Raw genomic sequence first — 26,886 nt, 5'->3', positions numbered from 1 at the left:
ACCTGCACCGAGCGGTGACCGCACCGCCGTCCGTCCCGGTCCCGCGCGATCGGGACGGACGCACTGCGGTCTGAGCGGCCGGGCACCGCGCGACCGGTAGACCGGACGGCATGACGACGAGCGCCACCACCGGCCCGGCCCGCGTGTTCTCCGACGTGCAGGCGACCCTCGCCGAGAGCATCGTGTGGGACCCCGGGCAGCAGGTGGCCCGCTGGGTGGACATCCCGCAGGGCACGCTGACGACCGCGGACGCCGAGGGCCGCGTGCTGCACACGGTGACGCTCGACCCGCCGCTGCCGTCGTTCCAGCCCCGCGCCGCAGGTGGGTTCGTCGCCGCGAAGGACGACACCGTGGTGCTGACGGACCAGGACGGTCACGTCGAGCGCGAACTCGCCGGCGTGCAGCACGCGAACGACGAGATGCGCTTCAACGAGGGCAAGTGCGACCCGTTCGGACGCTTCCTGGTCGGGAGCATGGACCCGACGGACGGGCCGCCGGCAGGGGTGCTGTACGCGTTCTCGCCGGACGGCACGGTCCGGGTCCTCCGCGACGGCTTCGGCACCACGAACGGCATGGAGTGGAACGACGACGGCTCCGAGATGTACGTCACCGACACCGACACCGACACGGTCTACCGCGGTGCGTACGGCCCGGACGGAGAGCTCGGCGACCTCGAGCCGTTCATCGCCGGCGCGGCGCACGACGGTCTGGTCCGTGACGACGAGGGCTGCTTCTGGGGCGCGATCTACGGCGAGTCCCGCGTGGAGCGGTACGGCCCCGACGGCACGCACCTGGAGACGGTCGAGATCCCGGCACCGAACGTGACCTCGGTCGCCTTCGGCGGGACGGACATGTCCCTGCTGCTGGTGGGCACGGCACGCGAGAACCTGACCGACGAGCAGCTCGCAGAGGCGCCGCACTCCGGGTCCGTCTTCGCGGTGCCGACACGGGTGCACGGCCGCCCGGCGTTCCCCTTCGCTGGCTGAGCGGCCGGTCGCCGGGCACCGCCCGGCGACCGGTGCGCGCCAGCGCGTCGGGCCGCCCGGCGGGGTGCTCGCGGTAGCCTGGGCGACCGCCAGCGACCGCCAGCGACCGCGAGGAGCGTCAGTGAACGACGAGCAGCACCAGGGGACCCCCGTGCCACCGGGGGCACCGGACCCGGCCGGGGAGCTCGCCCACGCCGAGGACGCCGACGTCGAGGTGCGCGTCGACCGCATCGCCGTCGACGGCACGTACGTCCGCGTCAGCTCGATCGGCGAACCCGGGGAACGTGCCTTCGTCCTGGTGGCCGGCCTCGGCATCGCGTCGACGTACTACGAACGGCTCGCGCCGCACCTCAACGAGTACGGCCCGGTGCACGCGCTGGACCTGCCCGGGTTCGCCGGGGTCCCGCGCTTCCGCGGTGCCGTGTCGATCGAGCGCTACGCCGACGCGGTCGAGGCGGTCATCGACGAGCTCCGCCTGCACGACCCGGTGCTGGTCGGGCACTCGATGGGCACGCAGGTCGTCACCGAGGTCGCCGCCCGGCGCCCGGACGTCTCCGACGTGGTGCTCATCAGCCCGGTCCTCGACCCGGCGTCGCGGTCGGTGCGGCGAGCCGCGCTGCGGTTCCTCCGGTCCTCCGTGCACGAACCGTCCGCCGTGCGGTGGCACGCGGTCACCGCGTACGCGCTCTGCGGGTGGCACTGGTTCCGCAAGGTCCTGCCCGAGATGATCGCCTACCCGATCGAGGAGCGTGCCGCCGACGTCGGGGCGCGGACCCTGGTCGTCCGCGGCGAACACGACGCACTCGTGCCGCGCTCCTGGGTGCGGCGGCTCGCGCGTGCCCTGCCGTACGCGGTCCTCCGCGAGGTGGTCGGGGGCGCGCACTCGGTGATGCACGCCCAGGCGGACGCCGTTGCACGCCTCGCCGTCGCGCACGTCGACGGTCGGCTCCCGGACCGCGGGGTCTCCTCGCTGCAGCGCGTCCGCGACGACTCCACCGCGTCGGACCTCGACCGCCTCGGCCTGACCGACCGCTGGCTCGTCCTGAAGTCGCGCTTCATGGAACTCGTCGGGATGGCGAAGGGCGACGACGAGCGGCTGGAGGCAGCCAAGTCCGCGCACGCGGTCGCGATGGCCGACCGCGACGGCGTCCCGGTCGACCCGGAGGAACGGGCGACGGTCGTCGAGACGGTCGCCCCGGAGCGCGGCGGCGACCGCCGCCCGTTCTGACCCCGTCCGCCCAGGAGGCCCGGAACCCGTCCCGCAGGACCGGCTCCGGGCCTCCCGGCCGGCCGTGGCGCCGCGCGGGTCAGTCGGCGGTGATGGTGCCGGGCAGCATGTCCGGTGTCAGCGCATGCGCCTCGGCCAGCACCTTGCGGGCGTCGTCGGTCTTGCCGGGCACGTTCCAGAGCAGCACACCGGCGACCAGGTCGTCGGCGTCCAGGTGGTAGACGACGCCCCGCTCGTGTGGTTCGGCCCAGTCCTCGACGGTGCGGAGCGAGGAGGACACGACGCCGACGGCCTCGTACCGGACGTCGAAGACGCTGGAGTAGAACATCGGGGTGTGCTCGTACGGCTCGTCCGCTCCGGCCAGGTTGCGACCGGCCTGCCGACCCTGCTGCTGCGCGTTGTCGACGTGTTCGACGCGGCGGGTGCCGAGCAGCCGGTCCGGGTAGGACGCGACGTCGCCGGCGGCGTACACCGCGGGGTCGTCCGTGCTGAGCGTCGCGGACACGCGCACGCCGTCCTCGACGGCGAGGCCGGCGTCCTCGGCGAGCTGCGTGGCAGGATCGATGCCCAAGCCGGCGACGGCGACGTCGGCGGTCACCGTCGAGCCGTCGTCGAGGGTCAGGACGACGCCGTCGGCCGTCTCCTCGCCCGACGCGACCCGACTGCCCGTGCGGACCTCCACCCCGGCATCGACGAAGCGCTGCTGGAAGACGGCCGCCAGAGCCGCCGGGAACATGTGGCCGCCGAGCACGTCGTCGGGGGTGACGAGCGTGACACGGGCACCGTTCTGCACCAGGCCCGCGGCGATCTCGGTCCCGATGTAGCTGCCGCCGACGACCACCACGGAGGCACCCGCGTCGGCGTGCCGTCGGAGTGTCCGGTAGTCGGCGGCGCTGCGGTAGCTGAGCACCCGGTCGGACGGCCGGAGACCGGGCAGGTCCCGCGGACCACCGCCGGTGGCCAGGAGCAGCCGGTCGTAGCCGATCGTCTGCCCGTCGGCGGTCGTCACGGTCTTCGCCGCGCGGTCGATCGACTCGACCCTGGTGCCGAGCACGAACTCGGCGCCGGTCTCCTCGGTGTGCAGGTCGACCCCGTCGTCCCAGCTGAAGTCCGGATCCGTCCAGAGCTTCTTGGACAGGGCCGGACGGGCGTACGGGCGGTCGACGTCCTCGCTGATGATGCCGATCGTGCCGTCGGGGTCGAGCTCGCGGACGCCGCGGGCAGCGGAGTCGGCGACCATCCCGCCGCCGATGATGAGATGCCGGTGGTGCGTCACGGGTCCTCCGTCAGATGGTCGCGACCGAGCCGGAGTCGACGCGGTAGTCCGCCCCGTTGACGAAGCTGGCGAGCTCCGAGCACAGGAACGCCACGACGTTGGCGACCTCCTCCGGCTCACCTCGGCGCTTCAGTTCCATGTACGGACGCTCTTCGTCGAGGAAGCTCGAGATCGCCTCGTCGAACGAGGTGCCGAGCTGCTTCGACCGCTTGTCCATCATGGCGTCGGTCATCGGGGTGTGGATGAACGCGGGGGAGACCGTGTTCACGAGCAGCCCCTCCTGCGCGTAGGAGCGCGAGAGGCCCTTCGCGAACGAGAGCACCCCGGCCTTGGCGGCACAGTAGGGCAGTTCGTCGTCGTACGGCTGCCTGGCGTCCTCGGACACCAGGTAGACGATCCGGCCCCAGCCGCCGTTCCGCAGGTCGCTGATGAACTCGCGGGTGATGCGGATCGGCCCCATCAGGTCGATGTCCAGCGTCTCCTGCCAGCCGGCCTCGTCGATCTCGTGGAACATGCCCTGTGCTCCCGTGACGCCCGAGGACTGCACGAGGATGTCGATCTCGCCGACGGCGTCCCGCACCTCCGCATGCAGCGCGGCCAGGCTGTCGGCGCTACGGACGTCCGCCGCGAACGCGTGCAGCTTGCCGTGCGGCGCCTCGAGCTGGTCCGCGCTCGTGTCGAGGCGGCTCTGGTCGATGTCGGTCACGACGACGGTCGCACCCTCCGCCAGGAGGATGCGCGCCGTGTTCCAGCCGATGCCGGAGTCACCACCGAAGACGAGTGCGGTCTTGCCCTGGATCCCGAGGTCCACGTCCGGCCCGGGCTTACTCGTGCTCGGAGGCTTCGGCCACCGCGGGGGTCGTGGCACTCGCCAGCGGCGTCCGGGGGGCGCGGTTCTCGGCGCTGACCATCCACGCGAGCTGCTCGAGGCGCTCGATGAAGCCGTGCAGCAGGTCGGCGGTCGTCGGGTCCTCCTCGTCGACCTCGTCGTGCACGTCACGCATCGTGGCGGTGGTCTGGTAGAGGCGCAGCGTGATCAGGTCGATCGCGTCGTGCGTGAGGACCTCGCCGTCCGGGAACGGGTCGAGGTGGGTACCGGCCGCGACGGTCGCGGAACGGCCGTCCGGCACGGCGTAGAGCGCACGCATGCGCTCCGCCATGTCGTCGGCGAACTCACGGGCGGCCTCGACGATCTCGTCGAGCTGCAGGTGGAGGTCGCGGAAGTTGGTGCCGAGGATGTTCCAGTGGGCCTGCTTGCCCTGCAGGTGCAGGTCGATCAGGTCGACGAGGACCTTCTGGAGGTTGGCGGCGAGCGTGTCCGACGCGTGCATGTGACGACTCCTTCTTCGCGGTGTTGACCATCCCGGTCTACCCGCTCGCTCCCCCCGTGTTCCCAGTGGGTGTCGAGGTGGCGTCCCCCGCGGCGCGGCGGGGCGCGTCACGGCGCGGTCGAGGCGCCAGTGGACGTCAGTGCGCGACGACGGGCGGGTCGACCTGGTCGACCGCGGTGCGCATCTGCTCGAGGAACACCGCGACGACGCGGGCGTCCTGCGCGCTGAGTCCCTCGGCGATGCCCATCATGCGCCGGTGCATGATGCCGAGCGTGGCGCGCACCTCGGCGTCGGTCTCCACCGTCGGCACGATGATGAGGCCGCGGCGGTCGGTCGGGTGCGGCTCGCGCCGGACGTGCCCGCTCTTGACGAGTCGGTCGACCAGGATCGTCGTCGACGCCGACGAGATCTTCAGGTACGCGGAGAGGTCCTTCGGGCTGACGGCGTGCCCGGAGCGCTGCGCCTGCAGCAGGTGACGGATGGCCAGCAGGTCGGTCTCGCCCATACCCATCGAGTCACGCGTGCGGCGACGCATGGCGGTCTCGGCGGCGCGGTAGCGACGGAGGGCGTTCAACACGGCGACACCGCGCTGGGTCGCGTCGTCGTCCGGGAACCAGTAGCCGGACGCCTCCGTGATCTCCTGCGTGGTCATCCCGAAAGGATAATCCGTTTGGTAGCGAGGCTGTCTAGCGATGCGGCGGACGCCCAGCAGACGGACGGGAGGCCCGGTGCTCGCTCGCACCGCGCCTCCCGTCCGTCCCCGGTCGCGTTCCGACCGGACGGGCTACGCCGCGACCGGCTCGCCGGCCGCGTCGGCGAGCGCGGTCAGGGCGCCGCGGACGAGACCGACGACCTCCTCGTCCTCACGGGGGTGGGTCTCGGCGAAGCGGACGACCGACTGCGGGATCGCGACCTTGACGTCCTCCAGGACCTTCGCGCCGGCGATGCCCGCGGCCTTGCGGGCCTCGTCGTGGGCCCAGACCCCGCCGTACTGGCCGAACGCGGAACCGATGACGGCCACCGGCTTGCCGGAGATGGGCGAGGAGCCGAACGGACGCGACGCCCAGTCGAGGGCGTTCTTCAGGACCGCCGGCATCGTGCCGTTGTACTCCGGGGTCACGAGGAGCAGGCCGTCGGCGTCGGCGACCGCCTGGCGGAAGGCGACGGCCGCGGCGGGCGGGGTGTCGCCGTCGAGGTCCTCGTTGTAGAAGGGCAGGTCGACGATGCCGTCGAAGACCGTGAGCTCGATGCCCTCCGGTGCGTGCTGGACGGCGGCCTCGGTGAGCTGGCGGTTGGTGGAGCCGGCGCGGAGGCTGCCGACGAGGGCGACGATCTGGGTCATGGCGTTCCTTCTGGTCGTGGTGGTTGCAGCGACAACCGATCCGTCCAGCGCGGGATTCCCCGCAGTGACCTCCGGCGTGTCCGCCCGCCCGAGCCGTGCGGAGGGGCCGTCGGTACTGTCGGCGTCGTGAAGAAGACGCCGAGTGACACGCCCCGCACCACCGATCCGGACTGGTGGCGGCAGGCCGTCGTCTACCAGGTGTACCCGCGGAGCTTCGCCGACTCGGACGCGGACGGCATCGGCGACATCGCGGGTGTGACGAGCCGGGTGCCGTACCTCGCCGAGCTCGGTGTCGATGCCGTCTGGCTGTCGCCCTTCTACCCGTCACCGCTCGCCGACGGCGGTTACGACGTCGCCGACTACCGGGACGTCGACCCGAAGCTCGGGACGCTCGACGGGATCGACGAGCTGATCTCCACCGCGCACGAGCACGACCTGCGCGTCATCGTCGACCTCGTGCCGAACCACACCTCGGACCAGCACGCGTGGTTCCGGGCGGCGCTCGCGGCCGACCCCGGGTCCGCCGAACGGGCCCGGTACGTGTTCCGGGACGGCTCCGGCCCTGACGGCGACCAGCCGCCGAGCGACTGGGTGTCGAACTTCGGCGGCAGCGCGTGGACGCGGGTGCCGGACGGCCAGTGGTACCTGCACCTCTTCGCTCCCGAGCAGCCTGACCTGGACTGGACGAACCCCGAGGTGCGGCAGGACTTCGAGGACACCCTCCGGTTCTGGTCCGACCGCGGGGTCGACGGGTTCCGCGTGGACGTCGCGCACGGGCTCGCGAAGGACCTGTCGGAGCCGTACCGGCCGTCGAACGGTGAAGCCCTGCCCCTCGACGGCTCCGACCCGCTGTACGACCGCGACGAGGTCCACGCGATCTTCACCGAGTGGCGGAAGGTGCTCGACGAGTACGCCCCGCCGCGCGCCGCGATCGCCGAGGCGTGGTCCCCGGCCCCCCGCCGTGTCCTCTACGCCCGACCGACCGAACTCGGTCAGGCCTTCAACTTCGACCTCCTCGAGGCACCGTTCGAGGCGGCCGTGTTCCGGTCGCTCATCGAGCAGAACCTCGACGCCGCGGAGACCTCCGGGGGCTCGAGCACGTGGGTGCTCTCGAACCACGACGTCGTGCGGCACGCCACGCGCTACGGGCTGCCCGACGACGCCGACACGGACGCCTGGCTCATGTCCGACGGCGAGACGCCGCCCCTCGACCGCGCCGCCGGCCTCCGTCGCGCCCGGGCGGCGACGCTCCTCGTGCTCGCGCTGCCCGGCTCGTCGTACGTCTACCAGGGCGAGGAGCTCGGGCTGCACGAGGCGCCCGCCATCCCGCACGATCAGCTGCAGGACCCGAAGTGGATCCGCACCGGGCACACCGTGAAGGGCCGTGACGGCTGCCGGGTGCCGATCCCGTGGACGAAGTCCGGGCCCTCGTTCGGCTTCGGCGACGCCGCTCCGCACCTGCCGCAGCCGACCGACTTCGGTGCGAGCAGCGTCGAGGCCGAGGACCGGGTGCCCGGGTCGACGCTGTCGTTCTACCGTGAGGCTCTGTCCGCCCGTCGCCGGCTGCAGCAGGGTGAGGCGCTCGAGTGGCTCGAGACCGACTCGCCGGAGGTCGTCGCCTTCGCCCGGCACGACGGCTGGCGGTCCTACACGAACTTCGGGACGGAGCCGGTCCCGATGCCCCAGGGCGCCGTCGTGGTCACCTCGGGCCCGCTGGGCGACGACGGACTACCCGGCGGCACGACGGTCTGGGTGGCGTAGCGGTCGGGCTCCCCTCCACACCTGTGAGGGGAGCGGCATCGATCCACAGGGCGGCGCCCCGACCGGAGGCGCGGGGAGCCGGCTCGCGAAGATCGTGACATGACACATGACACGACCTGCTCCGGCCCGCCTCCGACCCCCACCGCCGTCCGCAGCCGACCGCCCCGGCGGCGGCGCTCGCCCCGTCCGTCCCGCGCACGACGCGGACTCCGGCGGTGGCTCGCCGGGACCGCGGTCGCCGTCGCGGTCGGCAGCACGGTGCCGCTCGGCGTCGGCGGCGGTGCAGCGGCGGACGACCTGCCGTTCCCCTGGTCGACCGGCTTCAGCACGGCTGACGGGGGCACCCTGAGCGGCGACGCCCACATCGTCGACGGGCCTCTCCGCCTGACCGATGCCGACGTCGACGCTGCCGGCGCCTGGGCGATGGACGACTCCTTCCCGTCGAGCCTCGGGCTCGACATCGAGTTCGACTACGCCATGTACACCCCGTACGAGCAGGGGGCCGACGGTCTGCTGCTGTCCCTGTCGGACGGGGCGGTCGCACCCGGGGTCGGCGCGTACGGCGCGGCGCTCGGGTACTCGTGCCGGTCGGCGACGAACCAGGGAGCGCGCGAGTGCACCCTCCCCGGACTCCCCGGGGCGTTCGCGGGGGTCGCCCTCGACCAGTACGGCAACTTCTCGCTGCCCTTCAACGAGAGCGGACCCGGTCGGACGCCGGACACCGTGACCATCCGGGGGTCCGGGAACGGGACGACGGGGTACCGGTTCGTCCAGCACGCGCAGGTCCCGGGCGGCGTCGCGACCGGTACCGCCACACCACGGAAGGTCCGCGTGCTGCTGCTGCCCGAGGACGGCGGGCTGACCCTGACCGTCCGACTCGCCTCCGCGGACGGCGGGATGCGCACCGTCCTCGACCACGTCCAACTGCAGGGGCCGGGCCAGGCTCCGCTCCCACCGACCCTCCGGCTCGGGTTCACGGCGGCCACCGGGTCCTTCCGGAGCGTGCACGAGATCGATGCACTGCGGGTGACGCAGCCGGCCGACCTCCGGATCGAGCACGACATGCCGCCCGTCGTCGCCGGCGACCGGGTCGCCTACACGGTCACCGCCTCGAACGTCGGGGCGAACGACTCCGACCCGAGCGCGGTCGCCGTCGACGTACCGGACGAGCTCCACGACGTGACCTGGACGTGCAGCGTCCCCGCGCCCTCCAGCTGTGCCGACGCCTCGGGCACCGGCGACGTCGCGACGACCCTCGGTCTGCGGCGTGGAGCGGCCGCGACCTTCACGGTGTCCGGGCAACTCGACCCGGGCACGACCGGGCAGATCGACAGCGAGGCCACCGTGGCGATCGCCCCGGGGCTGTTCGACGCGCGACCCGCGGACAACGTCTCGCAGGCCTCGGCACCGGTGACGACGATCGCCCAGATGACGACGGACAAGAGCGTCGCGCCGGACCGTCCCGTCGAGCCCGGGGACGAGCTCGAGTACACGGTCACCGCACGGAACGGCGGCCCCTCCACCGCTCGGGACGTGGGCGCGGTCGACGACCTGCCGGAGCAGCTGGCGTTCGTCGGGTCGGACGACGCGTGCACGGCCGACGGCCAGCGTGTGACGTGCACCGGCGGCGGGGACGTCGCCCCCGGGCAGGAACACGCCTTCCGGTTCCGCGCCCGACTGGACGCCGGCTACACGGGTGACGGCTCCGACGTGGTGAACGTCGCGACGGCGACCTCGCCGACCGACCCCGACGGCGGCGAGGAGTCGCCCGAGGTGCCGATCGAGGTGATCGAGCCGGACGGCCCGGGTGGTCCCGACGGGCCGGACGGTCCCGACGGCCCGGGGGACCCCGACGGGCCGGGCGGCACGGGTGGACCGGGCGACGCCGGTCACCCGGACCCGACGCCGGGACCTGCCGGACGGCCGGACGGACCGGTCGACGAGCACGGGGCGGGCACCGGTGACGGGAGCGGTGCTCCCGGAGCGACGGCACCGCGGCAGCCGGGTGCCCTCGCCTACACGGGAACGCAGGGACTCGGCCTGGTGGGCCTGGCCGGGATCGTGCTGACCGGCACCGGTGCGACCGTGTGGCTCGTCCGTCGACGCCGTCCCGAGGACGCAGCGGAGGCACCGGAAGAGCGCTAGTGCCACGGACGGGGCGGATCGTGGTCCGCCCCGTCCGACCGCCGGGGTCGACGGTCGGGCAGGTGCCCACGGACGCGGCGGTAGGATCGACCGTACGAACCGACAGCCCGAGAGAGGTCCCGTGTCCCACTCCGTGGACGACGCCGCGCAGCGAGCACGGTACTGGCCGGTCCCGGTCCTCCGGGCAGTCCCGGCAGCCGTGATCGCGATGGTGATCACGTTCTCCCCGAACCACTCGGCCGGCTTCGGCCTCGTGCTGTTCGGCGTCTTCGCCCTCGTCGACGGGGCCGTCCTCGCCTGGGGGAGCACCTCGCGGCTGCCCGGGGACGACCGCTCGCGGCGATCCGGGACGGCGCAGGCCGCCCTGTCCATCGTCGCCGGCCTCGCGGCGATCGCGTGCAGCGGTCTCGGTCTCCCCGCGCTGATCACCGTCGTCGTGTGCTCCGCCGTGCTGACCGGCGCACTCGAGCTGTCGCAGGGGCTCCGCGCTCGCGGGCGGTCACCGTTCGCCCGGGACTGGACGACCGTCGGCGGTCTCACGCTGCTGCTCGCGGTCGCCTTCCTCGTGACCCCGCCCGACTACTCACAGCAGCTCGGTGGGGTCGAACGCGTCACCGGCACCCTCGACGCCTCGATCGTCCTCGTCGGCCTGCTCGGCGCCTACCTCGCCATCGCGGCGGTCTTCCACCTGATCGCCGGCCTCTCGCACAAGTGGGGGACGGCTGCTCCGGCGGCCACCCCGGACGGAGCACCACACGTATGACCACCCCCAGCCGTCGTGACCGCCTGCGCCCGGTCGAACTCCTCGGCATCTCCGCGGTCATCGCGGTGGTCGTCGGCCTCGTCGTGCTGATGTCGACACGGGAGCCCACGCTCGCGCTCGTCTTCTTCGGCGTCGGCTTCGTCGTCGTGGTCGTCGTGATGGCGATGCTCCAGCTGACGTCGACGTCCGACCAGGACGACAACGACATGCTCGGCGGACACAACACCCCCGGACGAGGAGACGACGACGGCTTCCACTGAAGCAGCGGCGGGACGCACGGCCCGCGGCCGGCGCCGCCCCGAGCAGGGTGACCCCGCACTGCCGAGCCGGTACCGGCACCGCACCCTCATCCTCGCGGTCTGCTGCATGAGCCTGTTCATCGTCTCGATGGACGCCACCGTGGTGAACGTCGCCCTCCCGTCGATCGGACGCGAACTCCACAGCCCCATCGCCGGCCTGCAGTGGACCATCGACGCCTACACGCTCGTCCTCGCGAGCCTGCTCCTGCTGTCGGGATCGACCGCCGACCGCATCGGCCGTCGGACGACGTTCCAGGTCGGTCTCGCGCTCTTCACCGTCGGGTCGTTGCTCTGCTCGCTCGCTCCGAGCGTCGAGTGGCTCGTCGTCTTCCGCATGGTGCAGGCCGTCGGCGGCTCGATGATGAACCCGGTCGCGATGAGCATCATCACGGCGACGTTCGACGACGCGAAGGAACGTGCCCGCGCGGTCGGCGTCTGGGGCGCGGTCGTCGGGGTGTCGATGGGGCTGGGCCCCCTGGTCGGCGGAGCGCTGACCGACACCGTCGGGTGGCGCGCGATCTTCTGGATCAACGTGCCGATCGGCATCGCCGCCATCGTCCTCACGTTCCTGTTCGTCCCGGAGTCGCGGTCGCCGAAGCCCCGGCGGTTCGACCCGCTCGGGCAGGGCATCGTGATCGTGCTGCTCGCGAGCCTGGTCGGCGGGCTGATCGAGGGCCCCCGCCTGGGCTGGGCGTCCGCGGGCACGCTGGGTCTGTTCGTCCTCGCCGCGGCCGCGTTGGTCGCCCTGGTGGTCGTCGAAGGTCGGACCGCCGAGCCGCTCATGGACCTCCGCTTCTTCCGGAGCGTCCCGTTCTCGTCCGCCGTGGGCACCGCGCTCGTGGCGTTCGGGGCGAACGGTGCGTTCCTGTTCCTCAGCGCTCTGTACCTGCAGGAGGTGCGCGGCCTGACCCCCTTCGAAGCGGGGCTGTGGACGCTGCCGTCGGCCCTCGCGACGATGGTCGTGTCGCCGGTCTCCGGGCGGCTCATCGGCACGGTCGGGACGCGGGTGCCGCTCGTCCTCGCGGGTCTGGGGATCGGTGCGGCCGGTGCGGTCCTGACCACCGTGCAGGTCTCGACGCCGATGTGGGTCCTCGTGGTCGCCTTCGTGCTGTTCGGCTTCGGGTTCGGCATGGTGAACGCGCCCATCACGAACACCGCGGTCTCCGGCATGCCCCGCGCGCAGTCCGGGTCGGCGGCGGCCGTCGCGTCGACCAGTCGGCAGACCGGGGTGTCCCTCGGCGTCGCGCTCGCCGGGACCGTCACGGGGGCGAGTGCGGTCGCGACGGTCGGCCCCGCGTTCGCGGTCGCGACCCATCCGATGTGGTGGATCGTCGTGGGCATCGGCGCCGTCATCGTCCTGGTCGGCGTGCTGTCGACCACGGCGGCGGCCCGGCGGTCGGTCGAGGCTGTCGCGCCCCTGCTCCGCGGCTGACCCGGCGGCGGTTCACCGCCGGGCTGACCCGACCGCGGCTGACGTGACGGGGCTGACCCCGGAGGCGGCTGACACAGCGGCTGACCCGGCGGCGGCTGACCCGACGGGGGCTGGGCCGACCATCCGCGGGGCTCCGGCTGCGCGCGCGGCTCAACGTCGGGCCGCCACGATCGCCCGCGCCAGTGCCTGTGTCGCCCGGTTCGGCTCCGGGTCCGCCCGCATGGCGAGCCCGATCCGCAGCGGCTCGACCACGTCCTCGAGGTCGAGCACCGCGCCGTCGAAGCGGACGCCGGAGTCCGGGACGACCCCGACACCGATCCCGGCCGAGGCGAACCGGACCACCGCGGGCATGTCGTTCATCTCGGCGACCACCCGACGTCGGATGCCGAGCCGCTCGAGCACCGCGTCCAGGATCATGCGGTTGCCGAACCCGTGCGCGGTGTCCACGAAGGTCTCGTCGGCCAGGTCGGCGAGGGACACCGAGCGCCGACCGGCCAGCGGGTGGTCGGCGGCGAGGAACACCCGGAAGGGCATCTCGCGGAGCGGCTCCACCACGACCCCGGACGGCGTGTTCGGCAGTCCCGTGTACGCGAGGTCGAGGCGCCCGGCCACGAGGTCCTGCACGAGCCCGGTCGTCCCGCTCGGCGAGGTCATCAGTTCGACGGCGACGAGCGGGTGCTGCCGCCGGAAGTCGCGCAGGACGCCGGTCAGGTCGACGACGTCCATGCTCGTGAAGATGCCGAGGCGCACCCGACCGCGCAGTTCCGCGTCCGACGCCGCGGCGAGGTCACGCATCCGGTCGAGCGACTCCAGCACGGCGCGGGCGTGGGGCAGGAGGTCCGCTCCGGTCGGGGTGAGGACGAGCCGCCGGCCGCCACGCTCGAACAGGCGGGTCCCGAGCGACCGTTCCAGGCTCGCGATCCCCGCGGACACCGTCGACTGCGCCGCCCACAGGCGCTCGGCGGCACGGGTGACACTGCCCTCGGCCGCGACCGTGACGAACTGTTCGAGCAGGCGGGTCTCCATCCGGACATCATCGACGAGATCGATGCCGGGCATCAAGGAGCTGCGTTTGACCCGATGGTCAACCGGCGGGACGATCGGGGCATGTCAACCGTCATCGAAACGCCGGCGACCGGCGCCCAGGCCACCGCTCCGGCTCCCCGTGGTCGCCGTGCGCACACCCGCCGTCGGCACGGCTTCGGCTTCTGGGCCGTCGCCTTCGCGTTCACCTCGGTGATGGCCTTCGCGACCGTCCCCGCGCCGCTCTACGTCATCTACCAGGCGCGCGACGGCTTCCCGACGTTCACGACGACCGTCGTCTTCGCCGCGTACGGTCTGGGCGTCGTCGGCTCCCTCTGGCTCGCCGGACACCTCAGCGACGTGCACGGGCGTCGTCCGCTCATCCTCGTGTCCGTGGCGCTGGAGCTCGTCGCCGCGGTGCTGTTCCTCCTCTGGAACGACGTCACCGGTCTGATCGTGGCGCGACTCGTCACCGGACTGGGTGTCGGCACGTTGACCGCGACGGCGACCGCACACCTCGGGGAGCTCAAGGTGCGGGCCACCGGCGACGAGTCCTCGGCGAAGGGCGCCAGCGTCGCCGCGGGCGTCGTCAACCTCGGCGGCCTGTCGCTGGGCGCCCTCGTCGGTGGTGCCCTCGCGGAGTTCGTCGGTCAGCCGCTCATGGTGCCCTACGTCGTGTTCGTCGTCGCCCTGGCGGTCGCGTTCGTCGTCGTGCTGGCCGTCCCGGAGACCGTCGACCGTCCGGCCGAGCCCGTGCCGTACCACCCGCAGCGCCTGCAGGCTCCGGAGGGCCAGAGCGCCGCGTTCTGGGCCGCCGGCACCGGGGCCTTCGCCGCCCTCGCGGTGCAGGGGCTGTTCACCTCCGTCGCGCCGACGTTCCTCGGGACGACGTTCCACGTCACCGACCGGTTGGCCGCCGGCGCCACGACCTTCGGGGTCTTCGCTGCGAGTGCCCTGTCGCAGATCGTGTTCGCCGCGCTCCCGCAGCGCAGGCAGATCCGCCTCGGTGTCGGCCTGCTCGTCGGCGGTCTCGCGGTCCTCGCGGTCTCGGCGGTGGTGCTGCAGGTCGCCGGGTTCATCGGTGGCGGGGTCGTCGCCGGTGCCGGTGTGGGTCTGCTGTTCCGCGCCTCGATCGGCAGCGCCGGAGCCCTCGTCGGCCCCGAGGAGCGCGGCGGCGTCCTCGCCGCGACGTTCCTCATCGCCTACGCCGGGCTCACGATCCCGGTCGTCGCGGTCGGCGCCGCACTGCTCGTCCTGCCCACCCTGCCGGTCCTCATCGGGTACGTGGTGCTCGTCTCCGTGCTCGCGATCGTCGCGGGCGGACGGCTGGCCGCGCGCGCCTGACCGCCGCGAGACGCCGCCCCCCGGTCCGGCGCCGCTCGCCACGTCGGCGTCGCCCGGGTCGGGCGGGGTCGCGCGGCGTCCCGACGACCGTGACGACCGTGACGACCGCGCCGCGATGCAGCAGCCCCGCCGGTCCGACCGGGAGGCCCGCACCCCTCCGGCATACTGGCCCGATGGCCCAGAAGCGCCCGCGTTCCACGCTGACCGGCATCGCCGCGGCGGTCGCCGCCGTCCTCGTGGTCGGCGGCTTCGCCCTGACGAACGCGCGGGAGGGTGACGACGCCGTCCTCTCCGCCGCTCCGTCGGCGACCGCGTCCACGACCGCCGACGAGCCGCAGTCGACGCAGGGCGGCGAGGGCGACGCGGGCGGCGTGGCGGTCATCGCCCGGACGGGACCCGACCTGCCGGGCGCCGCGGTGCTCGACCGCTGCGGCACCGACACCCGTGCAGAGGTCGCGTCGTACGACACCGCCGCCCTCGGCAGCGTCGTCCTGCAGTGCGGGAACGCTGCGCAGGGGTACGAACACATCCGGGTGCGGCACACCGCCGACTGGCAGGACGTCCTCCGCGGGCACACCGATGCGCGTGACTGGGACGACGCCATGCTCACCGCCGTGCGGACCACGGTGACGAACCCGCAGAAGGGCCTGCCGGTCGATGCCGGCGACGGCAAGGTCTGCTACGCCGCGCCCGTGCGGTTCGACGACGGCAGCGCGCCGAGCCCGGACGGCTTCGTCAAGGTGATCGTGTCCGCGACGACCGAGCGGGTCATCACGGCCTACCCGACGGACGAGTCCGACTGCTGACGCCCGGGGCACCAGGGGGAGGATCAGGCGTGCACCTCGTGCTCGTGCCGCTGGTGTGACGCCGGCTCGAGCTGGAAGGTCGAGTGCTCGACCGGCACGTCGAAGTGCTCCGCCACGCACTGCTGCAGTTCGTCGAGGATCGCGGGGGCGTGCGCCGTCGTGAAGCAGTGGTCGTCCACCACGACGTGTGCGGTGAGGTTCGGGACGCCGGTCGACACGAGCGTCGCGTGCAGGTCGTGCACGGCGATGACGTGGTCGAGCTCGAGGATGTGCCCGCGCACCGCGTCCAGGTCGAGTCCGCGCGGGGTGGCCTCGAGCAGGACGTCGGCGGTCTCGCGCAGGAGCTTCACGGCCCGGGGCAGGATGAGCGCTCCGATGAGCAGCGCCGCGACCGAGTCGGCTCGTTGCCAGCCGGTCAGGAACAGCACGACCGCGGCCAGGATCACGGCGACGGACCCGAGGGTGTCGTTCAGGACCTCGAGCCGTGCCGCCCGCGAGGTGAAGCCCTCGCCGGACGCCCGCACGAGCACCGCGAACGCGATGAGGTTGCCGACGAGTCCGACGACCCCGAAGACGAGCAGCGGCCCCGCCTCGATCTCCTCGGGCACGAACAACCGCTGCACGGCGGAGATCACCACGTAGACGCCGACCGCGAGCAGGACCGCGGCCTGCGCGGTCGCGCCGAGGACCTCCGCCCGCTGGTACCCCCACGTGCGCCGGGCCGTCGGGAGCCGGCGTGCCAGACGTGTGGCGACGAGGCCGATGCCCAGTCCGCCGGTGTCGACGACCATGTGCCCGGCGTCGACGAGCAGGGCGAGGGAGCCGGTGACGACCGCGCCGACGACCTCGGCGAGCAGGATCCCGGCGGAGATGCAGAACGCGATCAGCAGCGCACGCTCGGACGCGTGTCCGTGCGTGTGGCCGTGGTCGTGTCCCATGACCGCCATCGTAGGAGCCCCGTCCGACGGCGTGCCAGGATCGGGAGCGTGAGCGGATCGCCGTACGAGCTGAGCGCGTCGGCCGACGTCCTCGCGCGGCTCCATCCGCGTCTCCGCACGTACTTCGGCCGGATCCCGTCCGGGTACGTCGGGCGCGGGTCAGGCACGTTCAACGTCGTCGGCACGCCCCGCCGCTGGGTGTGGCCCGTGCTCGCCGTCTTCGCGCGGGACGCGGTGATGTTCCCGGTCTGGGAGCACGACGTGCCCTTCACCGTCGAGAACCGCCCGGTCCGCGTCGGCCGGGGCCCGGCGCCGGACGAGGAACCCGGCTCCGGCCGCCGCGACGCCCACCGGTCCGGCAGTTCCCGCGCCGATCGTGGTCGGGCCGACGGCCGGGAGGGGCGTCCCGCGGTGCGTGCGCACCGCACCTTCCACTTCGCCTCCGGAGACCGGACGATGGTCGACGCGATCACCGCCGAGCCGGAGGGGCTCGTCGACCACCTCGGCACCCGCGGTCGGGTGAGCGCGGTGCTCACGGTGGAAGTCCCGGCGACCGGACCCGACGCCGGGGCGCTCCGCCTGGTCTCCACGCGCGTGTCGGTGCGCGCGCTGGGACGCGCGTGGAGCCTCCCGGCCGTCGTCGCACCGCGGGTCGAGCTCACGGAACGATTCGATGACGAAGCCGACGTGCAGCGCGTGTCCCTGGTGCTCTCCGCACCGGTGCTCGGCACGCTGTACCGGTACGAGGGGGCGTTCCGGTACGCCGTCGTACCCGACGAGTGACCGGGATCAGGAGGACAGCATGAGCGGTCAGCAGCGACGCGTGGTGGTGGCGGGGGCGAGCGGGTTCGTCGGCCGGTACCTGCAGGAGGCGTTCCGCGACGAGGGCTACGAGGTCGTCACGGTCGGTCGCACCGGCGACGCCGTGTGGGGGAACACCCTGCGGATCCGCGAGCTCGTCGACGGCGCCGACCTCGTGGTGAACATGGCGGGCAAGAGCGTCGACTGCCGGTACGGGCGCCGCAACCGCGCGGAGATCCTGCGCTCCCGGGTCGACACCACGCTCGAACTGGCCGAGGCCATCCGGACCGCCGAGCACCCGCCGCCGCTGTGGGTGAACGCGTCCACCGCGACCATCTACCGGCACGCCGACGACCGAGCGCAGGACGAGGAGACCGGGGAGCTCGGCGAGGGCTTCTCCGTCGGTGTCGCCCGCGCGTGGGAGGACGCCCTGTTCCGCGTAGACCTGCCGAGCACCCGCCGCGTGGCGCTCCGGATGGCGATCGTGTTCGGCGACGGCAGCGCCCTCGTCCCCCTGCTCCGCCTCGCACAGGCCGGCCTGGGCGGACCCCAGTACGACGGACCGTGGTTCCCCACCAGGGCGCGCCTGGCCGCGGGGACGTACCACCACGACCGGCACACGCACGGTCGGCAGCGCTTCAGCTGGGTGCACATCGAGGACGTCCTCGGCGCGATCCGGTTCGTCCGCGACCACGAGGACCTCGACGGCCCGGTGAACGTGACGAGCCCGAACCCGTCCGACAACCGCACGGTGATGGCGACGATCCGGGACGCCGTGGGGCGCCGCTTCGGACTGCCGACGTGGCGGTGGATGCTGGAGCTCGGGGCGTTCGCGATCCGCACCGAGACCGAACTCGTGCTGAAGAGCCGGTGGGTGGTGCCGACCCGGCTCGTGCAGGCCGGCTACGAGTTCCGGTACCCGCACCTCCGCGGCGCGCTCGCCGGGATCATCACGGAGCGACGCCAGCACCGGGGCTGACTGGGGCGGCGGGCCCGGAGCCGGGCCCGGAGCCGGAGTCGGGCCGGGACGCCCCCGTCTGCGCAGGACGCCCGGACGCCCTCGGGACGCCGCCGGGCCCCGCGGCGTCCCGAGCACCCGGCGGCGTCCCGACGGCCAGGCCGGTCCGCGGCGGGCGCGAGGACCACAGCACCGCCGCGACCACGACCGCCCCGGCCACAGCCTCGACCACATCGGGCACCTCGCCGAAGGCCGCCCAGGATGCGAGCACCCCGACGACCGGCACGAGCATCGAGAACGGCGCGACCGTGCTCGACGGGTACTTCCCCATCAACCGCGACCAGATGCCGTAGCCCACCAGGCTCGCCGCGACGACGATGTACAGGACGCCGAGGTCGGCCGGCAGCGCCTCGAGCGTGAACGCGGTGCCCAGCGCCTGCCCGATCCGTCCCGGACCCTCGACCACGAACGACAGCACGGCCATCGGGATCGGCGGGACGACCGCCCACCAGAGCGTCAGGTGCAGCGGGTTCACCGGTCCCGTCCGGCGCGTCGCCACGTTGCCCGTCGCCCATCCGATCGCCCCCAGGAGCACGAGGACGACGGGGAGCAGCGCGGCCGTCTGCGCCCGGTGCACCGCGATGACGCCGAGCGCGGCGACGGCGATGCTCACACCGACGACCTGCCGGGTGGTCAGGCGTTCGCGGAGCAGGACCCCGGCGAGCACGACGGTGAAGGGCGCCGCGGCCTGGATGACGAGCGACGCCAGCCCCGAGGGCATCCCGGCCGACATGCCCAGGTAGAGGAACGCGAACTGCACGACGCCGAGCGTCGAGCCGACGAGGAGGATCCACCGGAACGGCACCTGCGGTCGCGGCACGAACAGCAGGGTCGGCACGGCGAGCAGTGTGAAGCGCACCGCGGCGAGCAGGAACGGCGGGAAGTGCTCGAGGGCGATCGCCGTCGCCGGGAAGTTCAGACCCCAGGCGACGGCGACGACGAGGGCGAGGATGCGATCGCGGAACAGCACCGGATGATCGTCCCGCACCTGAACCAGTAGCACCAGCGTACGTTCCGACAGGATCGCTGTAGGGTCCCTGCATGGTCGGGTTCGACATCGCCCTGTTGCCGGTCCTCCGCGAGCTCGCCGAACGCGGGAGCGTGACCGCGGTCGCCGCCGCCACGCACCGGACACCGAGTGCGGTGTCACAGCAGCTCCGGACGCTGCAGCGCCAGGCCGGGGTGCCGCTCGTGGAACGCGTCGGGCGTGGTGTGCGGCTCACCGAGCACGGTCGTGTCCTGGCCGGGATGGCCACCGGCGTCGCCACCGCCCTCGCCACCGTCGAGTCCGCCTGGGCCGAACACCTCGCCGGTGTGACCGGGACCGTCGACCTCGCGGTGTTCCCCTCGGCCGCGGAACTGCTGCTGCCCGGGCTCCTGACGCGGATGCGCGAGCACCCGGGCATCGCCCTCGAACTCTCCGACGTCGACGTCAGCGAGGGGGAGTTCGCCCCGCTCACCGCCGACCACGACGTCGTCATCGGTCACCGGCCCGACGGGGCGCGCCGTGCCGACCGTCCCGCGGTGGAGACCGTCGCGCTGCTCCGGGAACCGCTCGACGTCGCCCTGCCGCTCGACCACCCCCTCGCGGGCCGGGAACGCGTGGGGATCGAGGACGTCCTCGGCGAGACCTGGATCGGCGTCCCGGAGGACTACCCGATCGACCGCGTGCTCACCGCCATGGCCGCGGCCTCGGACGCACCGCCCTCGGTCGCGTTCCGCACGATCCACTTGCCGGTCATCGAGAACCTCGTCGCGGCCGGACACGGCGTCGCGCTCGTCCCGCGGTACACCTCACGGACGCGCGCACCCGGACGGTTCCACCTCGCCACACTCGCCGACGTGCGCGCCGGACGGCGGATCGAGGCGCTCGTGCGGCCGGACCGAGCGGTCCGACCGGCGGTGCGCGTCGTCCTGGAGGCCCTGGTCGCCGGAGCGACGGACGTCACCACCTGAGGTGGTGCGGACCGCGCGGTCGTGCTGTTGTGGCGGAGGAGACGTTCCCCGAGACCGGCGGCTGCGGCGATGCGGGAGCGGAGCACGGGGTCGGGGTCCATCCTGTCGAGCGAGCGGGCGCGTCAGCACTGCCCCGTGAAGGCGACGGGTCGGCACTGCCGTGCCGGGCCTCCCGTCCGACCGCGGAGACGACGACGGCGGCGGGACGCACCGGTGCGACCCGCCGCCGTCGCGACGCCGTGCGGCTCAGACGTCCAGGTGGTCGACCAGCTCGTCCGCCAGGCCCGTGTAGCCGGCCGGCGTCAGGTTCGTCAGCCGGGCCTTCGCGCCGTCGGAGATGTCCAGGCCGTGCACGAAGGCGACCAGGTCGTCGCGTCCGATCCGCTTGCCGCGCGTGAGCTCCTTGAGCATCGCGTACGGGTCCTCGATGTCGGACTGCCCGGCGGTGACCTCGGCGCGGATGACGGTCTGGATCGCCTCCGCGAGCACCTCCCAGTTGCCGTCGAGGTCCTCGGCCAGACGGGTCTCGTTGACCGCGATCTCGCCGAGCCCACGGCGCAGGTTGTCGAGCGCCAGGAGCGAGTGCCCGAACGCGACGCCGATGTTCCGCTGCGTGGTCGAGTCGGTCAGGTCACGCTGCAGGCGGCTCGTGACGAGGGTCTCGGACAGCGTCGAGAACAGCGCCGACGAGATCTCGAGGTTCGCCTCGGCGTTCTCGAACCGGATCGGGTTGATCTTGTGCGGCATCGTCGACGACCCCGTGGCGCCGGCCACCGGGATCTGCGTGAAGTACCCCATCGAGATGTAGGTCCACACGTCGGTTGCCAGGTTGTGCAGGATCCGGTTCGCGTGGCGGACCCGGTCGTACAGCTCGGCCTGCCAGTCGTGCGACTCGATCTGCGTGGTCAGCGGGTTCCACGTCAGGCCGAGGCCCTCGACGAACTCCCGGGACAGCGCGGGCCAGTCGGCCTCGGGGTCCGCGGCCAGGTGCGCGGAGAACGTGCCGGTCGCGCCGGAGAACTTGCCCAGGTACTCGCCCCGCTCGACCTGCGACAGGATCCGCTCGAGCCGGTAGACCACGACCGCGATCTCCTTGCCGAGGGTGGTCGGCGTCGCGGGCTGGCCGTGCGTGTGCGAGAGCATCGGGACGGCGCGGAGGCTCGTGGCCATCTCGCGCAGGCGCTCCACGACCGCACGGGCGGACGGCAGCCAGACGTGCTCGACGGCGTCGCGCACGGTGAGGGCGTACGACAGGTTGTTGACGTCCTCGCTCGTCGCTGCGAAGTGGGTGAGCTCGGCGACGGCGTCGAGGCCGAGGTCGCTGAGTCGACGGCGGACGAAGTACTCGACCGCCTTGACGTCGTGACGGGTCGTCGCCTCGATCTCGGCGAGCTCCGCGATCTGGGCCTGCCCGAAGTCGTCGACGATCGCGCGGAGGGCGGCCTTGTCGTCGACCGAGAGCGGCGAGGTGGTGAACATCGCGTGGTCGGTGAGGAACACGAGCCACTCGACCTCGACCCGGATCCGGGCACGGTTGAGACCGGCCTCGGACAGGTGCTCGCCCACCGTGTGCACGATCGGGTAGTAGCGCCCGTCGAGCGGGCTGATCGGCTGCGGGGGAAGGGGGGTCATGGGGCTCCCTGGCGGACTGCCGGCTCGAGCTGGTGGAAGAGCGCCCGGCAGGCCCGTTCGACCGTGCTGAGCACCCGGTCGAACTCGTGTCGGTCCGCGTAGTACGGGTCCGGCACGTCGGCCTGCTGGGGCCAGGCGTCGTCGTACCGCAACAGGAGCGTCACCTTGGCGGCGTCGTCCATGGTCGGGGCCCACGAGCGCAGGATGCGTTCGTGGGAGCGGTCGAGTGCGACCACCAGGTCGAGGTCCGGGAACCGGTCCGGGTCGAACTGACGGGCGCGATGCCTGCTGCCATCGTATCCGCGTGCCGCGAGCGCTGCGATCGTGCGCTCGTCGGCGGGTTCGCCGACGTGCCAGTCCCCGGTGCCCGCGGACTCGACGACGAACCGGTCCGCCATGCCGGCGTCGGCGGCGATCTGCGCGAAGACGATCTCGGCCATGGGGGACCGGCAGATGTTGCCGCTGCAGACGAAGGAGACACGGAAGGGCGACGGGGCGCCGGCGTCCATGGTCATGTGCACATCATGGCGCAGCCGGGGTGCGGACGCGACGCCCGTCCGTCAGGCGCGACCGCGACCGCCGAGCACCGGGCGGGCGACGAGTCCGACCAGCCAGGAGCACACCGCGAGCACGAAGGCGCCGACGATGCCCCAGCCGAAGGACTCCACCGACAGGCCGAAGCCCAGCGCGGTGGACACCCCCGCGACGATGAGCAGCAGGACGCCGTTCACGACGAACGAGATGAGCCCGAGCGTCAGCACGTAGAGCGGGAACGCCACGATCCGGATGAGCGTGCCGACGACGGCGTTCACGATGCCGAAGACGAACGCGACGAGCAGGTAGGTCAGGACGGTCTCGACGGGGCCGGCGTCCCCGAAGGCGTCGACGGACACCCCCGCGACGACGAGCGTGGTGAGCCACAGGGCGACGGCGTTGACGACGAGCCGGACGATGAACCGCATGCACCCATGATGCCGGGTCTGCCCGTTGGCCTGACCCGGTGACCGACCAGCCCGTCCACATCCGACGCCCGGAGGACGCAGCATCGCGGTCCTGCCCGTTGGCCTGACCCGGTGACCGACAGCCCCGTCCACATCCGACGCCCGGAGGACGCAGCATCGCGGTCCTGCCCGTTAGCCTGACCCGGTGACCGACCAGCCCGTCCACATCCGACCCGAGATCGCGGTCCTCCCGCCCTACAAGCAGGGACGCCAGGCCGCGCCGGACGCCCTCAAGCTCTCGAGCAACGAGAACCCCTTCCCGCCGCTGCCCGGCGTGGTCGAGGCCGTGCAGGCGCAGACGTCGTACAACCGCTACCCGGACGCCACCGCGCTCGCCGTCCGGGCGGTGCTCGCGAACCGGTTCGGCGTCACGGTCGACGAGGTGCACGTCGCCCCCGGCAGCGTCGCGATCCTGCACGAGCTGGCGAAGGCCACCTCCGGCCCCGGCGACGAGGTCGTCTACGCCTGGCGCTCCTTCGAGGCGTACCCGGGCGTCGTCACGGTCGCCGGCGCGACGAGCGTGCAGGTGCCGAACCGGCCCGACGGCGGGCACGACCTCGACGCGATGGCGGCGGCGGTCACCGAGCGGACGCGCATGGTGCTCGTGTGCACCCCGAACAACCCCACGGGACCGATCGTCACCGGGGCGGAGTTCGAGTCGTTCATGGCGCAGGTGCCGTCCTCGGTGCTCGTGGTGCTCGACGAGGCGTACGCCGAGTTCGTCACCGACGTGGACGCCGTCCGCGGTCCTGCGCTGCTCGAGCGGTACCCGAACCTCGTGGTGCTCCGGACCTTCTCCAAGGCGTACGGCCTCGCGGGCCTGCGGGTCGGGTACGCACTCGGACCGGCATACGTCCTCGACGCCGTCCGTGCGTGCGCCATCCCGCTGTCCGTGACGGCGCAGGGTCAGGCGGCCGCGCTGGCCAGTCTGGAGCGCGAGGGCGAGCTGCTCGAACGGGTCGCCGAGCTCGCCGACCGACGGGACCGGATCCGCGCTGGGCTGCTCGCGCAGGGCTGGGACGTGCCGGAGGCGCAGGGCAACTTCGTGTGGCTGCCGACGGGCGAGCACACGGCGGTCGTGGCCGAGGCCCTCGAGCATGCCGGGCTCATCGTCCGGGCCTTCGCGCCCGAGGGCATCCGTGTCTCGATCGGCGAGCACGAGGCTGTCGCAAAGCTCCTCGAAACCACGGGTGCCGTTGTGGGACGTCTCACAACGGGGGCTTCGGACCGGCCGGTACGCTGACCGACATGTTGTTCCGCGCCGCGGCTCCTGCGACGACCCCCGTCCAGCTCCTCGACCCCGAGGGCCGGTTCGTGGAGACCGACGAGAACGCCGAACTCGCCGCCGTCGCACAGGCCCTCCCCGACGAGACCCTCCTCGCCATGCACCGTCAGATGGTGCTCACCCGACGCTTCGACCACGCCGCCGCGAACCTGCAGCGCACCGGTCAGCTCGGGCTCTGGGCGCCGAGCCACGGGCAGGAGGCGGCGCAGGTCGGTTCCGCGTTCGCGCTCCGCCCGCAGGACCACGTCTTCCCGTCGTACCGCGAGCACGCCGTCGTCCTGCAGCGCGGGGTCGACCCGATGGAGATCATCTCGCTCTTCCGCGGGCAGGCCCACGGCAACTGGGACCCGGACCAGCGCGGCAACACGCACGTCTACACGCTCGTCATCGGCGCGCAGACGCTGCACGCCACCGGCTACGCGATGGGCCAGGCGCTCGACGGCGTCGTCGGCACGGGCGACCCGACGGTCGACGAGTGCTCGATCGTGTACTTCGGCGACGGCGCGACCAGCCAGGGTGACGTGAACGAGGCGTACGTGTTCGCCGCGTCGCACACCGCCCCGGTCGTCTTCTTCCTGCAGAACAACCACTGGGCCATCTCGGTGCCGGTGTCGGTGCAGTCGCCGACCCCGCTCGTCGACCGGCCGCGCGGCTTCGGCATCCCGAGCATCCGGGTGGACGGCAACGACGTGCTGGCCTCGTACGCGGCCAGCGTCATCGCGACCGAGCACGCCCGGACCGGGCAGGGCCCGGCGTTCGTCGAGGCGGACACCTACCGCATCGGCGCGCACACGAGCTCGGACGACCCGACCCGGTACCGTGCCGACGACGAGCTCGCCGGCTGGGTCGCCCGCGACCCGATCACCCGGTCCGAGGCGTACCTCCGCAGCCGTGGCGCCACCGACGCCCAGTTCGCGGAGTTCGACGCCGAGGGCGAGCAGATCGCCGTCGACGTGCGCACCCGCACGAACGCCCTCCAGGACCCGCCGATGGAAGCGATGTTCGACAACGTGTACCGGGAGCCGCACCCGCGCATCGACGAGCAGCGCGCATGGCTCCGGGACTACGAGGCCGGCCAGGACGCAGGAGCCCACGCATGAGCACGACCGAGCAGCTCTTCGACTACACGCTGCGCGCGCACCCGGGCGCCGGCGAGGTCCCCGCGGACCCGACCCCGATCCTCCCGATGGCCAAGGCGCTGAACGCCGGCCTGGCGAAGGCGATGGAGGCGGACGACAAGGTCCTGCTGATGGGCGAGGACATCGGGCGACTCGGCGGCGTCTTCCGCATCACCGAGGGCCTGCAGGACCGTTTCGGCGCCGACCGTGTGCGGGACACCCCGCTCGCGGAGTCCGGCATCGTCGGCACCGCGATCGGACTCGCCCTGCGCGGCTACCGGCCGGTGATCGAGATCCAGTTCGACGGCTTCGTCTGGCCGGCGTTCAACCAGATCACCTCGCAGCTCGCGAAGATGGCGAACCGCCTGCCGGCGCACATGTCGCTGCCGATCGTCATCCGCATCCCCTACGGCGGTCACATCGGCGCGATCGAGCACCACCAGGAGAGCCCGGAGGCGTACTTCGCGCACACCCCGGGCTTGCGCGTCGTGAGCCCGAGCACCCCGAACGACGCCTACTGGATGATCCAGGAGGCCATCGCGTCGAAGGACCCGGTGGTGTTCTTCGAGCCGAAGTCGCGCTACTGGCCGAAGGGGCAGGTCGACCTCGTCGACGGCCACGTGCCGATGCACACGACCCGCGTCGCCCGCACCGGCACCGAGGTCACGCTCGTCGGTCACGGTGCGATGGTCGCGACGCTCATGCAGGCCGCCGACATCGCCGAGGCCGAGGGCACGAGCTGCGAGGTCGTCGACCTCCGCTCGATCTCGCCGATCGACTGGGAGCCGCTGCTCGCCTCGGTGCGCAAGACCGGTCGCCTGGTGATCGCGCAGGAGGACTCGGGCTTCATCAGCGTCGGCAGCGAGATCGCCGCGACCGTCGCCGAGCGGGCGTTCTACACGCTGCAGGCACCGCCGCTGCGGGTGTCCGGGTTCGACGTCCCGTTCCCGCAGTCCAAGCTCGAGCACTTCCACCTGCCGGACGCCGACCGCGTCCTCGAGGCCGTCGACCGCGCCCTCGCCTACTGACCCGCACCGCACCCGTACGAACGAACCCTGCTGAAGGAGCCGACGTGGCCGTCGCCGAATTCCCCCTGCCCGACGTGGGGGAGGGCCTGACCGAGGCCGAGATCGTCCAGTGGCGCGTCGCCCCCGGCGACGAGATCGCCGTGGACCAGGTGCTCGTCGAGATCGAGACCGCGAAGTCGCTCGTCGAGCTCCCGTCGCCGTTCTCCGGCACCGTGACCGGGCTGCTCGTCGCCGAGGGCGACACGGTGGAGGTCGGCAAGCCGATCATCCGCGTCGAGTCCGACGGAGCCGCGGGCGTGCCGGGAGGATCGGCACCCGTCGCCGACGCAGCCCCCGTCGTGCAGACCCCCGTCGCTGTCTCTTATACACATCT

At 72.7% G+C, this 26,886-nt stretch carries 27 protein-coding genes; 16 read left to right on the top strand and 11 right to left on the bottom strand.

The window, feature by feature from the left end; genetic code table 11:
• The first annotated feature begins 110 nt into the window (after positions 1-110).
• Together DEI84_RS14760 and DEI84_RS14755 are read left to right on the top strand one after the other, a co-directional pair.
• The gene (locus DEI84_RS14760) at positions 111-986 is read left to right on the top strand and encodes an SMP-30/gluconolactonase/LRE family protein (protein WP_110823082.1); all 876 of its coding nucleotides are present in this window, start codon (positions 111-113) and stop codon (positions 984-986) included.
• Between the two features lie 121 nt (positions 987-1,107).
• Complete coding sequence (locus DEI84_RS14755) at positions 1,108-2,214, top strand: alpha/beta fold hydrolase (RefSeq protein ID WP_181420485.1); 1,107 nt, start codon at positions 1,108-1,110, stop codon at positions 2,212-2,214.
• Positions 2,215-2,293: 79 nt separating this feature from the next.
• Here the strand turns inward: DEI84_RS14755 and DEI84_RS14750 are convergent, their stop codons facing one another.
• The 5 genes from DEI84_RS14750 to DEI84_RS14730 form a co-directional block, all read right to left on the bottom strand.
• Entirely contained in the window at positions 2,294-3,490 is a 1,197-nt protein-coding gene (locus tag DEI84_RS14750) for an NAD(P)/FAD-dependent oxidoreductase (RefSeq protein ID WP_110891425.1), read from the bottom strand.
• A 10-nt stretch (positions 3,491-3,500) separates the two neighbouring features.
• Entirely contained in the window at positions 3,501-4,301 is an 801-nt protein-coding gene (locus DEI84_RS14745) for an SDR family NAD(P)-dependent oxidoreductase (protein WP_110891424.1), read from the bottom strand.
• A gap of 13 nt (positions 4,302-4,314) precedes the next feature.
• Positions 4,315-4,821, bottom strand: a complete 507-nt coding sequence (locus tag DEI84_RS14740; protein WP_110823091.1) for a Dps family protein — start codon at positions 4,819-4,821, stop codon at positions 4,315-4,317.
• Between the two features lie 136 nt (positions 4,822-4,957).
• Positions 4,958-5,473: a MarR family winged helix-turn-helix transcriptional regulator gene (locus tag DEI84_RS14735; RefSeq protein WP_110823093.1), complete on the bottom strand. Its 516-nt coding sequence runs from the start codon at positions 5,471-5,473 to the stop codon at positions 4,958-4,960.
• Positions 5,474-5,605: 132 nt separating this feature from the next.
• Positions 5,606-6,163 (bottom strand): NADPH-dependent FMN reductase, encoded by a 558-nt coding sequence (locus tag DEI84_RS14730; protein ID WP_110891423.1) that lies wholly within the window; start codon positions 6,161-6,163, stop codon positions 5,606-5,608.
• A 126-nt stretch (positions 6,164-6,289) separates the two neighbouring features.
• Here DEI84_RS14730 and DEI84_RS14725 point away from each other — a divergent pair, with 126 nt between their 5' ends.
• From DEI84_RS14725 to DEI84_RS14705, 5 genes are all read left to right on the top strand, one after another.
• Positions 6,290-7,924 carry a glycoside hydrolase family 13 protein gene (locus DEI84_RS14725; RefSeq protein ID WP_110891422.1) on the top strand — a complete coding sequence of 545 codons (1,635 nt, stop codon included), beginning with the start codon at positions 6,290-6,292 and terminating at the stop codon, positions 7,922-7,924.
• 99 nt (positions 7,925-8,023) lie between these two features.
• On the top strand, positions 8,024-10,069 hold the full coding sequence (locus DEI84_RS14720) for a DUF11 domain-containing protein (RefSeq protein WP_110891421.1): 2,046 nt from the start codon (positions 8,024-8,026) through the stop codon (positions 10,067-10,069).
• 121 nt (positions 10,070-10,190) lie between these two features.
• Positions 10,191-10,832 carry a DUF308 domain-containing protein gene (locus tag DEI84_RS14715; RefSeq protein WP_258368306.1) on the top strand — a complete coding sequence of 214 codons (642 nt, stop codon included), beginning with the start codon at positions 10,191-10,193 and terminating at the stop codon, positions 10,830-10,832.
• Positions 10,829-11,092: a hypothetical protein gene (locus tag DEI84_RS14710; RefSeq protein ID WP_110823101.1), complete on the top strand. Its 264-nt coding sequence runs from the start codon at positions 10,829-10,831 to the stop codon at positions 11,090-11,092. The genes DEI84_RS14715 and DEI84_RS14710 overlap by 4 nt, the downstream gene beginning before the upstream one ends.
• A 58-nt stretch (positions 11,093-11,150) precedes the next feature.
• The gene (locus tag DEI84_RS14705) at positions 11,151-12,563 is read left to right on the top strand and encodes an MFS transporter (RefSeq protein WP_258371799.1); all 1,413 of its coding nucleotides are present in this window, start codon (positions 11,151-11,153) and stop codon (positions 12,561-12,563) included.
• 150 nt (positions 12,564-12,713) lie between these two features.
• On the opposite strand, the gene DEI84_RS14700 is transcribed toward DEI84_RS14705, so the two are convergent.
• Positions 12,714-13,622, bottom strand: coding sequence for a LysR family transcriptional regulator (locus tag DEI84_RS14700; RefSeq protein ID WP_110891419.1), 909 nt, complete (start codon positions 13,620-13,622; stop codon positions 12,714-12,716).
• A 48-nt stretch (positions 13,623-13,670) separates the two neighbouring features.
• Between DEI84_RS14700 and DEI84_RS14695 the strand changes: the two genes are divergently transcribed.
• Both DEI84_RS14695 and DEI84_RS14690 read left to right on the top strand, forming a co-directional pair.
• Positions 13,671-14,930, top strand: a complete 1,260-nt coding sequence (locus DEI84_RS14695; protein WP_110823930.1) for an MFS transporter — start codon at positions 13,671-13,673, stop codon at positions 14,928-14,930.
• A gap of 173 nt (positions 14,931-15,103) precedes the next feature.
• Positions 15,104-15,736 carry a hypothetical protein gene (locus DEI84_RS14690; protein WP_110891418.1) on the top strand — a complete coding sequence of 211 codons (633 nt, stop codon included), beginning with the start codon at positions 15,104-15,106 and terminating at the stop codon, positions 15,734-15,736.
• Between the two features lie 23 nt (positions 15,737-15,759).
• On the opposite strand, the gene DEI84_RS14685 is transcribed toward DEI84_RS14690, so the two are convergent.
• On the bottom strand, positions 15,760-16,674 hold the full coding sequence (locus tag DEI84_RS14685) for a cation diffusion facilitator family transporter (RefSeq protein ID WP_110891417.1): 915 nt from the start codon (positions 16,672-16,674) through the stop codon (positions 15,760-15,762).
• Positions 16,675-16,722: 48 nt separating this feature from the next.
• Between DEI84_RS14685 and DEI84_RS14680 the strand changes: the two genes are divergently transcribed.
• Complete coding sequence (locus DEI84_RS14680) at positions 16,723-17,457, top strand: DUF4166 domain-containing protein (protein WP_146236387.1); 735 nt, start codon at positions 16,723-16,725, stop codon at positions 17,455-17,457.
• Between the two features lie 19 nt (positions 17,458-17,476).
• The gene (locus DEI84_RS14675) at positions 17,477-18,454 is read left to right on the top strand and encodes an epimerase (protein WP_110891416.1); all 978 of its coding nucleotides are present in this window, start codon (positions 17,477-17,479) and stop codon (positions 18,452-18,454) included.
• Here the strand turns inward: DEI84_RS14675 and DEI84_RS14670 are convergent.
• The gene (locus DEI84_RS14670; RefSeq protein ID WP_110891415.1) at positions 18,426-19,463 is read right to left on the bottom strand and encodes an EamA family transporter; all 1,038 of its coding nucleotides are present in this window, start codon (positions 19,461-19,463) and stop codon (positions 18,426-18,428) included. The two genes, DEI84_RS14675 and DEI84_RS14670, sit on opposite strands and share 29 nt — an antisense overlap.
• Positions 19,464-19,534: 71 nt before the next feature.
• On the opposite strand from DEI84_RS14670, the gene DEI84_RS14665 reads away from it, so the two are divergent.
• A complete protein-coding gene (locus tag DEI84_RS14665; protein WP_110891414.1) occupies positions 19,535-20,449 on the top strand; it encodes a LysR family transcriptional regulator in 915 nt (304 codons plus the stop codon).
• Positions 20,450-20,695: 246 nt separating this feature from the next.
• On the opposite strand, the gene purB is transcribed toward DEI84_RS14665, so the two are convergent.
• The 3 genes from purB to DEI84_RS14650 are packed head-to-tail and all read right to left on the bottom strand — an operon-like array spanning position 20,696 to position 23,043.
• Positions 20,696-22,081, bottom strand: a complete 1,386-nt coding sequence (gene purB, locus DEI84_RS14660; protein WP_110891413.1) for an adenylosuccinate lyase — start codon at positions 22,079-22,081, stop codon at positions 20,696-20,698.
• Positions 22,078-22,590 carry a low molecular weight protein-tyrosine-phosphatase gene (locus DEI84_RS14655; protein ID WP_110891432.1) on the bottom strand — a complete coding sequence of 171 codons (513 nt, stop codon included), beginning with the start codon at positions 22,588-22,590 and terminating at the stop codon, positions 22,078-22,080. Before DEI84_RS14655 ends, purB begins: the two co-directional genes overlap by 4 nt.
• A 51-nt stretch (positions 22,591-22,641) precedes the next feature.
• Entirely contained in the window at positions 22,642-23,043 is a 402-nt protein-coding gene (locus DEI84_RS14650) for a phage holin family protein (protein WP_110891412.1), read from the bottom strand.
• Between the two features lie 184 nt (positions 23,044-23,227).
• On the opposite strand from DEI84_RS14650, the gene DEI84_RS14645 reads away from it, so the two are divergent.
• The 4 genes from DEI84_RS14645 to DEI84_RS14630 all read left to right on the top strand — a co-directional run.
• Positions 23,228-24,325, top strand: coding sequence for a histidinol-phosphate transaminase (locus DEI84_RS14645; RefSeq protein ID WP_110891411.1), 1,098 nt, complete (start codon positions 23,228-23,230; stop codon positions 24,323-24,325).
• A 5-nt stretch (positions 24,326-24,330) separates the two neighbouring features.
• Positions 24,331-25,467 carry a thiamine pyrophosphate-dependent dehydrogenase E1 component subunit alpha gene (locus tag DEI84_RS14640; protein ID WP_110891410.1) on the top strand — a complete coding sequence of 379 codons (1,137 nt, stop codon included), beginning with the start codon at positions 24,331-24,333 and terminating at the stop codon, positions 25,465-25,467.
• A gap of 86 nt (positions 25,468-25,553) precedes the next feature.
• The gene (locus DEI84_RS14635) at positions 25,554-26,513 is read left to right on the top strand and encodes an alpha-ketoacid dehydrogenase subunit beta (RefSeq protein ID WP_110823934.1); all 960 of its coding nucleotides are present in this window, start codon (positions 25,554-25,556) and stop codon (positions 26,511-26,513) included.
• Positions 26,514-26,557: 44 nt separating this feature from the next.
• Positions 26,558-26,886 (top strand): biotin/lipoyl-containing protein (locus tag DEI84_RS14630; protein ID WP_309146395.1); only part of this gene is annotated, 329 nt, incomplete at its 3' end.

Origin of the sequence: Curtobacterium sp. MCBD17_023 (assembly GCF_003224415.1) — a bacterium.
In the GTDB taxonomy this organism is placed as follows: Bacteria; Actinomycetota; Actinomycetes; order Actinomycetales; family Microbacteriaceae; genus Curtobacterium.
Note: the sequence above shows the minus strand (reverse complement) of the source record. Positions and strands in the feature narration are given on the sequence as shown.